Genomic DNA, 11,728 nt, shown 5'->3' with positions numbered 1-11,728 from the left:
TCATAAATAATATGAAATTAAAATATCTTTTAGGCAGTTTAGCTATAGTAGTCATCACTGCTTTTTCAGCCTGTAAAAAGGCAGGTTTTTTGGATAAAAAAGCCGAAACACTTACCGAGGATAAAGTCTTTGCCGATAGTGCCTTAACTTCTGCTTTAATTACAGATATGTACGCTTTTACCGGTCAGGATGTGGTTCCGGCAAGGTATACGATGATTACGACGCCTGTAAATAACGAATATGGTTGCTTAGATGACCAAACCACACTTTCAATGGGCTATTGGGATGATCCAACCAAAAGCGTAATGCAAGGTACCTATACGGCTGCCAATTATGCTTTTAACAATTATTGGATAACCTATTATAAAAAAATAAGACAGGCATCCTTATTTATGCAGAAGGCAGTTAACAGCCCTATTTCTGCGCCCAGAAAGAAACGCCTCATGGCAGAAGCAAAGTATTTGCGCGCATTTTTTTACACCGGTTTAATCCGTTTTTATGGTGGCATACAGATTATGCCAAATGAACCACTTGATGTAGAAGATCCGCTGATTTCTAAACGAAATACCTATAAAGAATGCGTTGATTATGTAGTTAGCGAACTCGATGCTGCTGCTGTAGATTTACCAGCAGCCTCAGCACAGGATGCCGGCGAATATGGGCACGCTACAAAAGGATCGGCCTTAGCCTTAAAAGCAAGAATTTTACTCACAGCGGCAAGTCCGTTGTTTAATGGCAAATCCTTTTCTTCAGATGCGGGTATGCTTCCATATATCACATATTCTGCAAATTACAATAGTGCATTGTGGCAAAAAGCGGCTGATGCTTTGAAAGCGGTAATTGACATGCCTGATTACAGTTTGGTAATTGACAACACCACCAGACCTGGACACGGATTTTGGAAAATGTTTTTAAAGGGCCGTAGAAATCCAGAATTAATTACCCCGTATTTTTGGAGTGGAAGTGCTTTGGAATCTTTACGTTTTCCAAGAAGCCGTAATGGATCAGGTGGCTATAGCAACCCAAGTGAAAATGCCGTAGCATACTTTGGTATGAAAAACGGAAAGGCCATAACAGACCCAACTTCAGGTTATAATCCGGCAAATCCTTATGTAGGCAGAGAGCCACGTTTTTATTATTCGATTATTTATAACCAGGCCCCAATCTGGAAAAGTGGTTCGGGTACTACACTGGTTCCGATAGATATTTATTTTAACAAATCTACAGGAGCCATGACAGCCGATGGGATACAGGCTTACTACACCCGAACGGGTTATTACTCCAGGAAGATGTGTAATGATTCTATTGCTCCGGGAGGTGTTGCAAATTCAAACAGGGCTTATCCGGTAATACGACTGGCAGAAATGGTGATGGGTTATGCAGAAGCACTGAATGAAATGGGGCAAACAGAACAGGCCGTAACGTATTTAAATAAATTAAGAGAACGCTCCGGAATTGATCCTGGTAGTGATAATCGCTATGGCATTGCTGCCGGCATTTCGCAGGCCGATTTACGTAAGGTAATTCAGGGAGATTACGTTACAGAATTTTTTCAGGAAGGTTTATTCTGGTACAATACTCGAAGGTGGAGGACGGCAGAAATAACAGAAAAGATGAATACAGGATCGATGCTGGTTAACAGAGAAACCAACGGAACTTTTACCTATACACCGGGAAATGCCGTGGTGGTGAACTGGCAGCAACGCGCGTATTTTGCGCCTATACCACAAGCAGAAATTAATAAAGCAGCAACACTGATTCAAAACCCTGGCTGGTAAAGCTTTAAAAAGAATAAAAACACAATCTATAAAAACATATTGAATTGCGCATGACTAATGAATTAACGATTAAGGAAGTAAATCCAATGATTTTTTATTCCGGAAAACAAGACGAAGTACAGATACTATTAAAGGCTGCTGAAACAGGAGAGCTGATTGTAAGGTCTTTAACCACGGAGATTATGAAAGTAAGTGATGTAACGCTGGATAATGATCCGGTTGAAATTAGCTGGCACCAGGATACAAACGGACTTAAAATAAATGTACCTAACCAGCTTCCTGTTCCGGATAACAATGTGCGCATTTTGAAAGTAAGGTTTAAAGATTAAGCCTGAGCATTTTACTTCTATTACTAATTATATACCCATTAAGCTATTAAACCATAAAAATTTGAAATAAATAAATAATCAATCACTAAAAACCAATTCATTACCTATGAAAACAACTAAAATTAGAAGAAAACAACGCATTTTAATTGTGATGCTGTTCATCGCAAGTGGCGTTTTAATGGGCGCTTGTAAAAAGGCAGCCGTTGCAGAGCAAGAAGTACCGGCGCTTAAAAAAAATGGATCTGCCATGGGCCTTGGTAGCGGGGCCTCATTTACAACCAATACCAAAAATTTAAATATTGTGATGTTCGTTCCAACAGATAATCCGGCATTGCCTGATTATAAAACACGTTTAAGCACGCTCTTCATTCATTTTCAAGATTGGTTTCATACAGAAATGTTGAGGTACGGCTATGATAAATATATGGGGTTGCCCATCAATACATCAACAAACCTGGTTAATATTATAGAAATTCCAGCCCAGTTTGGCCAATCCGCATACCCTTACAGTTCGAGTGTATCGGCCAATAAAATTTTAGCAGAAATAAATACATATAAAGCTGCGCATCCTGCCGAGTTTTCTAATTCATCGCATACGTTAATTCTGTTGCCGATGAGAACAGATGGTGGCGACCAGCCTTTTTATGGATATGGTAAAAATTGTTTCGCTTTGGATAATGTAAATATGGCGGTCGATAAAATTCCCAATCCATCCTCTAACTACCTGGGCGGAATGTTACACGAATTAGGTCATGGTTTAAATTTACCGCATGATGCAGGCAAATACACAACAGAAAGGCCAACGCTGGGCACTTCATTAATGGCAAATGGAAATGTAACCTTTAGCAAAGGTCAACCCACATTTTTAACCCCTGTTGATGCAGCTATTTTAAATAGAAATGAGATTTTTCAAAATCCATTGCCAACCGAAATTCCTTACGAAGCTGCAACGGCAACATTTGATGCGCAATTTAGTTACAGTTCTGCCAGTCAATCTTTTAATGTAACAGGTTCTTTTACAAGCAACAAAGAAGTAAGCGATATATTGGTTTACATGGATCCTGATTTGGGCAGCAGCGATGCTGATTACAATGCCGTTACCTGGAGGTTTAATACCGCTACAGGCAATACTTTCTCTGGAAATATAGCCCTTAACGATCTTCAGTACAAAACAAACGAACCTTATAACATCCGCGTTAAGCTTTTATTAAAGAATGGAAACGTGGTAAGCAAAACGTATTCGTTCTCTTTTTTAAACGGTGTACCGCAAATTGGAGCCAATGGATCAGCAACGTTTTATCAGAATGGAAGTTATGGAGGTTATGCTGTAGAACTTCCTGTGGGTAATTACACCACGGCAAACTTAATTGCAAAAGGCATTACCGATAATGATATATCATCGGTTAAATTGGGTTTAGGCGTAAAGGCAATTCTGTATAATGGAGATAATTTTACCGGAACCAGTTATGAAGTAACTTCAAGCACCAGTTTCTTATCTACTTTTAATGATCAAGCATCATCAATTAAAGTAATTGCCGTAAATTAATATCCAAACAGGAGTACTCCTGGGTTAGGCTACTAAATTAAACAAATCACGCACCGGAAATTTTCCGGTGCGTACAATTATTACTTAATGAAGAAATTATACATCGTTGCCTTGTTCCTGACGTTTTTAACAACGGGTGTGTTTGCTCAGGCAAATCGTATGGACTGGTTTAAGGCAGATAAATTTGGCCTTTTTTTACACTGGGGTTTATATGCCCAAACTGCGGGCGATTGGAAAGGGCATGCTGTGAAAGGTGGAGAGCACTTCATGTTATACGAACGTATTCCCGTTAAGGAATATGCACACATTGCAGATCAGTTTAATCCTGTTAAGTTCGACGCCGATCAATGGGTTAAAACAGCAAAACAAGCAGGTATGAAATATATTGTTTTCACCGCGAAACACCACGATGGCTTTGCTATGTATGCATCCGAAAACAATGATTATAATATCGTAAAGAGAACACCATTTAAGCGCGACCCTATAGCGGAACTGGCCAAAGCCTGTAAAAAATATAAGCTTAAACTCTGTTTGTATTATTCGTTAGGCCGCGATTGGGCAGATCCTGATGTGCCGACCAACTGGCCTGTAAAAGCGGGCAGAAGCAATACCTGGGATTATCCTGATGAAGATTCGAAAGTTTTTAATCGTTATTTCGAACGTAAAGTTAAACCTCAGGTTACAGAATTGCTGACCAAATACGGACCAATAGGTGTATTGTGGTTTGATACGCCTGAAATGATTAGTAAAGCAGAAAGTGCAGAATTAAAAGCGTTGGTTAATCGTTTGCAACCCAATTGCTTGTTTAATAACCGTATCGGAAATGGCTATGGCGATTTTTCTGTATCAGAACAAACCTTAACACCTTCTTCAAAAAAGGCCTGGGAATCTTGTATTACCATTGGGCAAAATTGGGGTTACAACAGGCACGATAGTGTGTGGAAATCGCCTGAAGTTTTAGTGCGCCACCTGGTCGAAGTTGTAGCTAACGGTGGTAATTTATTGTTAAACGTTGGACCAATGAGCGATGGAACTTTTGCAAACTGGTCTGCCGCAAGATTAAAAACAATTGGACTGTGGATGTCTGTTAACCACGAAGCCATTTATGATACCCATCCATGGAAATATGTTGCGGAAGAAAATTCTGAAACTAAAAAGCCAGAACTAAACAATAGCAAAAATACCATAAAAGATGCCGTTTTTGATGGTACCCCATCGGCCATTAAACCGGATGTATATTTTACAGCAAAAGAAAATGCGATATATGCATTTTTAAGAAGCTGGCAGAAGCCTGAAGTAATTCTGGATAAAATAAACAGCCAGAATGTTTCAGTTAAAAAAGTGGTTTTACTGGGAAACGTTAAAAAATTAAGCTGGACTTTGTCAAATTCAGGATTAAAAGTAAGTCTACCGGCTGATTATAACCAAAATGTTGCTGTGCCTGTTTACGTATTAAAAATAACTTTGAAACCATGAGAATTTTATTGCTTGTTGCTTTTTTTGCTATAACACAAATTGCATTTGCCCGCCAGAAACCGGTACTAATTCCGATGCCTCAATCTTTTGTGCTAAGAAAAAGTGTTTTTGAAATGAATAACCATACCGCTATTGTGGTAAATAATCCTAAGCTTAATCAACTTGCCCGATATTTAAAAAATGAACTTGCAGTACAAAAGAAAATTAAGCTTTCCGTAAAAACCAGAATTGAAGGCCCGGCAATCGTGTTAAAACTGGTAGGCGAGGCTAAAAATAGTAAGGATGAAGCTTATCAGTTATCGGTTAATTCAAAAGAAATAGCCATTACGGCTTCAAGTGATAAAGGTATTTTCTACGGCATAATTTCGCTGTTGCAACTCTCAGCAAGTTCAAATCAGCCTGTAATTCAGGGTTGCAACATCAAGGATGCACCTGTATACAGTTGGAGGGGCTTTATGCTCGATGAATCGCGTCATTTCTTTGGAAAGGATAAAGTTAAATCTATTTTAAACTGGATGGCCTTTTATAAACTGAATACTTTTCATTGGCATTTAACGGATGAGCCTGCCTGGAGAATAGAGATTCTTAAATACCCTGAACTCACACTAACAGGCGGCAAAGGCGATTACCTGAATCCAAATTTGCCCGCACAATATTATACCCAAGCCGATATTAAAGAAATTGTAGCCTATGCTGCAGAACGATTTATTCAGATTATTCCTGAAATTGATATGCCCGGACATGCAACTGCAGCCAATAAAGCATATCCCGAGTTTTCTGGTGGTGGCTCTGCCGGTCATCCTGATTTTACTTTTAATCCAGGCTATGAAAAAACGTACACTTATTTAAATGATATTCTTAAAGAAACACAGATCCTTTTTCCTTCCAATAAAATTCACCTCGGCGGTGATGAAGTGAGTTTCGGAAATGAAAAGTGGAAAATAAATCCTGAAATCCAGGCTTTAAAAATGAAATATGGTTTGAAAGATGAAAAGGAAGTCGAAAAATATTTCATGAAAAGAATGGCCGATTCTGTTTATAAACTGAAATCGCAGGTTTTAGTGTGGGATGAAATGGTTGATGCAGGTTTGCCTGCAGATAAAACCATTATGTTTTGGTGGAGACACGACCACCCTGAAGTTTTAAAAGCTTCGCTGGCAAAAGGCTATAAAACAATTATATGTCCAAGATTGCCTTTTTATTTTGATTTTGTACAAGATAGTACACATAAATTTGGTCGCAAATGGGATAAGAAGTTCAATCCGGTACAGTCTGTATATCAGTTTAACCCCGCACAATTAAGCGATATTAATCAAAACAATATTTTAGGTGTGCAGGCCAATCTTTGGTCAGAAACCATAGCAGATAACAAACGATTGGATTATTTACTTTTTCCACGTTTGGCGGCACTTGCAGAAACCGCGTGGACGAGCAATGAAAATAAAAACCTGGACAACTTTATGGAACGCCTTAAATTACATTTACCTTTTTACCGGGCTGCAGGTTTATACTACTACAATCCATTCAATCCGACTGAAAATCCTGAACCGGCAGGAGGGAAGAAACTACCATTAAATTATAAAGACTAATATGAACAATACACAATCCCTGATGATATGAAGAATTATTTTAATATAAAAAAAACCTGCTTAATGCTTGGCATATCGGTTTTCAGCTTAGGTATTTTACAGGCCCAGGAAAAAACCGTTAAAACAGATACAATTCCTTTGCAACACGGTGCACATCGCATTGGCAAACGTACAGATAGTGTAATGACTAAATGGCGTGGATATGGCCTGGGGCAGTTTATTCATTGGGGATTATATGCAATTCCAGGTGGAGAATGGAATGGAAAAACCTATAACGGTGCAGCAGAGTGGATCCGTTCATGGAATGGAATACCTAAATCTACCTACGATTCTCTAATCTATAAATTCAATCCTACCAATTTCAATGCCGAAAGCTGGGCAAAAACGGCCAAGCAAATGGGCGCAAAATATGTAACCATTACAACCAAACACCACGATGGATTTTGCCTTTGGCCAAGTAAATACACCAAGTATACGGTAGCCAATTCTCCATATAAAAAAGACATTATCGGGCCATTGGTAAACGCCTATAATAAAGAAGGAATAGATGTAATTTTATACTTTTCTATAATGGATTGGAACCAGCCAGGATGGAGATATGAGATTAAAACGAAAGAAGATAGCATTGCTTTTGAAGGATTTAAAAAATTTACCAGAAATCAGCTTCTCGAACTTCTAAATAAATACCCAACCGCAAAAGGATTGTGGTTTGATGGAACCTGGGATAAATCGTGGGTTAAACAAGCAGCATTTGCGGATGAACTTGAAAAAGAAATGCGGGCTTTAAGGCCAGGGATGATTATTGGAAGTCGCTTCCGACCAGATGATTATGGTAAGCGGCACAACGATTCTAATGGAAGGCTGATGGGCGATTATGAACAAGGCTGGGAGCGTAAAATCCCAAATAAAATAGAGGATGTACATGGCAACGACTGGGATTGCGTAATGACGGTTCCGGAAAATCAATGGGGTTACAATAAAGCCTGGAACGGCCATATTAAAACCGTTAATGAATTAATTGAAATGACTGCCAAATGCGTTTCGCTGGGTGGTAATTTTGTGTTGAACTTTGGTCCAAAAGGCGATGGTTCTATCCGTAAAGAAGAACTTGATTTAGCAGAAGGCATTGGCAACTGGATGAAGATTAATAACGAGGCTATTTACAATTGTCAGTATGCAGGTTTAGAGAAACAAGATTGGGGTTATTTTACCAGCAAAACGGGTTCAAATAAAGTGTATATGATTGTTTTCAATGTTCCTGTATCAGGGGCTTTCAGGGTAAAACTCCCGGCAAAAACAGCTATAAAAACGGCATCGTTAATGGCACAGCCAAATACAGCGTTAAAAATTGAAGAGATAAGCGAAAATCAATATTTTATTCATGCTTCGGCGCAAACAGATCATAAACCCTTTGTAATTGTGCTCGATTTGAATAAAAAAGCAGGAAGTACAAACGGTACTTACGAAAAAGCAAAAATATAAGCTCCACTTTAATCAAAACCCAAAACCAATAATTTATTATAAATGCAAAATTTTAAGAAACTACACTTAATACTCTTTATAACATGCTTTATACTGCAAATAACCGCAAATGCGCAATCCAGAAAAACGCTTACCTTCAATTCAGACTGGTCTTTTAAGAAAACGAAAGATACCGCCGACCATAACCTGAATTGGGAAAAAGTTACCTTACCGCATACCTGGAATGCAACCGATATGCAGCTAAGCAAAAACTTTTATGAAGGTGAGGGCATTTATAAAAAAGACATGGTTTTTGGTAATGAGTATCAAAATAAACGACTTTTTCTGCGTTTTGAAGGTGTCGGTCAGGTTGCACAAGTATATGTTAACGATAAATTGGTGGGTACGCACAAAGGTTCTTACAGCGCTTTTTGCGTTGAAATTACCTATGCTGTTGTTTTAGGTAAAAGCAATAAAATTGTAGTTAAGGCCAATAATACAGCCAGAAAAGATGTTATTCCGGTAAACCATTTCCTTTTCGGAATTTATGGTGGTATTTACCGTCCGGTTAGCTTAATAGTAACCAACCAGATTAACATTAGTACTACTGATTATGCATCTCCGGGTATTTATATTTCGCAAAAGAATGTAAGTAATGAAACAGCAGATTTGAACCTATTGGTTAAAGTAGAAAACAGATCGCCGCTGGCTGAAGATATTAAGCTTAAAAGTACTGTGTTTAATAAAGATGGAAAACTGGTATTGGAAAAAACAACTCTGGAACATGTTACTACACAAGGCAGGCAAAATTTTACGCAGAATTTTACTTTATCAAATCCAACGCTTTGGGATGGTTTTAACAACCCGTACCTGTATAAAGTAGTTACACAAATTATTAAAAATAATGAGGTTATTGATGAAGTTACCCAGCCGCTGGGCATTCGTAAGTTCGAAATTGTTGCAGGTAAGGGCATGTTGCTCAACAACAAACCATATAAAATGTATGGCGTGGCCCGGCATCAGGATCGCTGGCAGTTTGGCAATGCTTTAAGCAATGCGCAGCATAAAGAAGATTTGGATATTATTAAGGAAATGGGTACCACCACCATTCGTTTTGCCCACTACCAGCAGGCAGAATATTTGTATTCGCAATGCGATAGTATGGGTTTTGTAATCTGGGCAGAAATTCCTTTTGTAAATACATCCACAGGAGAAGAAGGCGAAAATGCAAAACAGCAAATGAATGAGTTGATTAAACAAAATTTTAACCATCCCTCTATTTATGTTTGGGGTTTGCATAATGAGGTTTATGGCAAAACCATAGCCGATTATCCTGCAGTACTCACGCGCGACCTGGATGATATTGCTAAAACACTCGATCCTGACCGATATACCGTAAGTGTAAGCGGATATGGTGAAATGACACGGCCAACTAATTTAAATGCGGATATCCAGGGCATGAACCGCTATTACGGCTGGTACGAAGGGAAAATCGGGGATTTGGAAAAATGGGCTTCAGGGTTGGAAAGTAAATATCCCGACAATAAAGTAATGCTTACCGAATATGGCGCCGATGGAAACGTTTTTCAGCAACAGGAACAAGCCGAGTTAAAAGATACATTTGATTACGGTTCTCCATTTTACCCCGAAACTTACGAAACAAAAACGCATGAAATACAATGGCCCATTATTGCAAAACACCCTTATATAGCAGCTTCGTACATTTGGAATATGTTTGATTTTGCCACGCCAATGTGGAACAGGGGAAGCATGCCTGCACGTAATATGAAAGGTTTGGTAACTTTCGACAGAAAACTAAAGAAAGATGCTTTTTATTGGTATAAAGCCAATTGGAGCAAAAATCCGGTTTTATATTTAACGGAGCGCCGTGCCACTGAGCGTAAAAATGCCATTACCCAAATTACAGTTTACTCTAATATAGGTACGCCAGATGTTTTTATAAATGGGAAGAAATTGCCTGCCACAAAACCCGAAGGTGTTCTGTATCGTTTCGAAAATGTTAACCTGAAAAAAGGTAAAAACGTAATTAAAACCAAAGCCAATACAAATGGCCAGGTTTATAATGATGAAATAACCTGGAATTTGAAATAATGCTTAAATTCTTCTGAATTTTAAATCCTGAAAGTAATTTATAATAAACTTTCAGGATTTATTGTTTTTGGCCGCTTAGTAGAATAATGTTATACGGGTAATAATTTATCAATAAAAGGGCGGTTAAAGAAAACTTTTAAGAATACCTGCTGTTTGTGATTTGATACTTACAAACTGTGAATTTATAATCAGGCAAAATAAAGCATTCCTATATTATGATATACGAAAAACCATCAATCAATAAAGAACTTTTTTGTGCAATGGGAGAACATTCTATTGACGCTTATTTTATTTATGAAGTAAAGAACAACAAATTTATTTACCTCAACCAGGCCTTTGAACAAATTTGGGAATTAAGTTTAAACGATGTCGTACAATCTCCTGCACTTTTAATCAATAGCGTATATAGTGAAGACAGGCAGCATGTAGAAGATTGTTATGAAGAATGCCTGGAAGAATTTAGTCCGAAAAAATACGAATTCAGGATTTGTGTAGCCAATGGAACTGAAAAATACATCAGAATCAGCATATATCCCTTAGAATGGGAAGGAGAAATCATTGTAGCAGGGATAGCTGAAGACCATACGGCTGTAAAACATAATAAAATCCATATTGAGCAAATTAATGCACGGAAAAATACAACGCTCGAAATCCTTTCGCATGATTTGAAAGAACCTTTAGGCATGATGAAAATGGCTGCATCATCCATCGAGAGTGAAGTAAGGGCAATTGGCAGCGATTACATGTTAAAATCCCTGAATTTTATTCAGGATATGTGCGAGCGCAATATATTGTTTATCAGAAGCTTGATTAATTACGAGTTCCTGAAATCAGCAGAAATCGAAATTAAAAAAGAAAGGGCTGAGCTTGTTTCTGAAATTAGAGATGTATTACAGTTTTACAGGCGTTCGCGCTTAAGTGATGTTAAAAGCTTTGAATTCAGCAGCTCAGTAGATAAACTGTATTTGAATATAGACAGCATGAAGTTTTTACAGGTAATTAATAACCTGATTTCTAATTCTATAAAATTTACGGCAGATCATGGTGAAATTAAAATACATATTGAAGACCATCATACCACCGTGTTGATTACGGTGAGCGATAATGGAATCGGTATACCAGATCACTTAAAACCACATTTGTTTGATAGATTGCACGAGGCACTTCGCCCCGGGCTTAAAGGAGAAGAATCAGGAGGTTTGGGAATGGGCATTATTAAAGCTATTGTAGAATTGCATCGTGGTAAAATCTGGTTCGAAAGTAAAGAAAATGTAGGGACTAAATTCTTTATAGAATTGCCAAAATAATGGCATAATTACCTGTTTGCTTTATTTTTGGCTATACTTTTTTATAAAAAGGCTTAAAAACAGATTTATTTTTTTGACTGATTTTAGCCAATCCATTAATTTTTATTTTACATTTAAAACTGATTGTACT

8 protein-coding genes are annotated in these 11,728 nt (G+C 37.9%); all 8 read left to right on the top strand.

Annotated elements, in window-relative coordinates; all coding sequences use genetic code 11:
- Positions 1–11: 11 nt before the first annotated feature.
- Positions 12–1,778: a RagB/SusD family nutrient uptake outer membrane protein gene (locus R2Q77_RS13235; protein WP_316804200.1), complete on the top strand. Its 1,767-nt coding sequence runs from the start codon at positions 12–14 to the stop codon at positions 1,776–1,778.
- A 50-nt stretch (positions 1,779–1,828) separates the two neighbouring features.
- The gene (locus tag R2Q77_RS13230) at positions 1,829–2,107 is read left to right on the top strand and encodes a hypothetical protein (RefSeq protein ID WP_316804199.1); all 279 of its coding nucleotides are present in this window, start codon (positions 1,829–1,831) and stop codon (positions 2,105–2,107) included.
- Between the two features lie 106 nt (positions 2,108–2,213).
- Complete coding sequence (locus R2Q77_RS13225; RefSeq protein ID WP_316804198.1) at positions 2,214–3,653, top strand: hypothetical protein; 1,440 nt, start codon at positions 2,214–2,216, stop codon at positions 3,651–3,653.
- 87 nt (positions 3,654–3,740) lie between these two features.
- Positions 3,741–5,129 (top strand): alpha-L-fucosidase, encoded by a 1,389-nt coding sequence (locus R2Q77_RS13220; protein WP_316804197.1) that lies wholly within the window; start codon positions 3,741–3,743, stop codon positions 5,127–5,129.
- Positions 5,126–6,718: a beta-N-acetylhexosaminidase gene (locus tag R2Q77_RS13215; protein ID WP_316804196.1), complete on the top strand. Its 1,593-nt coding sequence runs from the start codon at positions 5,126–5,128 to the stop codon at positions 6,716–6,718. Before R2Q77_RS13220 ends, R2Q77_RS13215 begins: the two co-directional genes overlap by 4 nt.
- A 27-nt stretch (positions 6,719–6,745) precedes the next feature.
- A complete protein-coding gene (locus R2Q77_RS13210; protein ID WP_316804195.1) occupies positions 6,746–8,200 on the top strand; it encodes an alpha-L-fucosidase in 1,455 nt (484 codons plus the stop codon).
- A 42-nt stretch (positions 8,201–8,242) separates the two neighbouring features.
- Positions 8,243–10,291 carry a glycoside hydrolase family 2 protein gene (locus tag R2Q77_RS13205; RefSeq protein ID WP_316804194.1) on the top strand — a complete coding sequence of 683 codons (2,049 nt, stop codon included), beginning with the start codon at positions 8,243–8,245 and terminating at the stop codon, positions 10,289–10,291.
- 215 nt (positions 10,292–10,506) lie between these two features.
- Positions 10,507–11,598, top strand: coding sequence for a PAS domain-containing sensor histidine kinase (locus R2Q77_RS13200; protein ID WP_316804193.1), 1,092 nt, complete (start codon positions 10,507–10,509; stop codon positions 11,596–11,598).
- Positions 11,599–11,728 lie beyond the last annotated feature (130 nt).

This window comes from Pedobacter nototheniae (assembly GCF_032678625.1).
Lineage (GTDB): Bacteria > Bacteroidota > Bacteroidia > Sphingobacteriales > Sphingobacteriaceae > Pedobacter > Pedobacter nototheniae_A.
The sequence above is the reverse complement of the archived record's forward strand: the minus strand, read 5'-3'. Positions and strand labels throughout refer to the sequence as shown.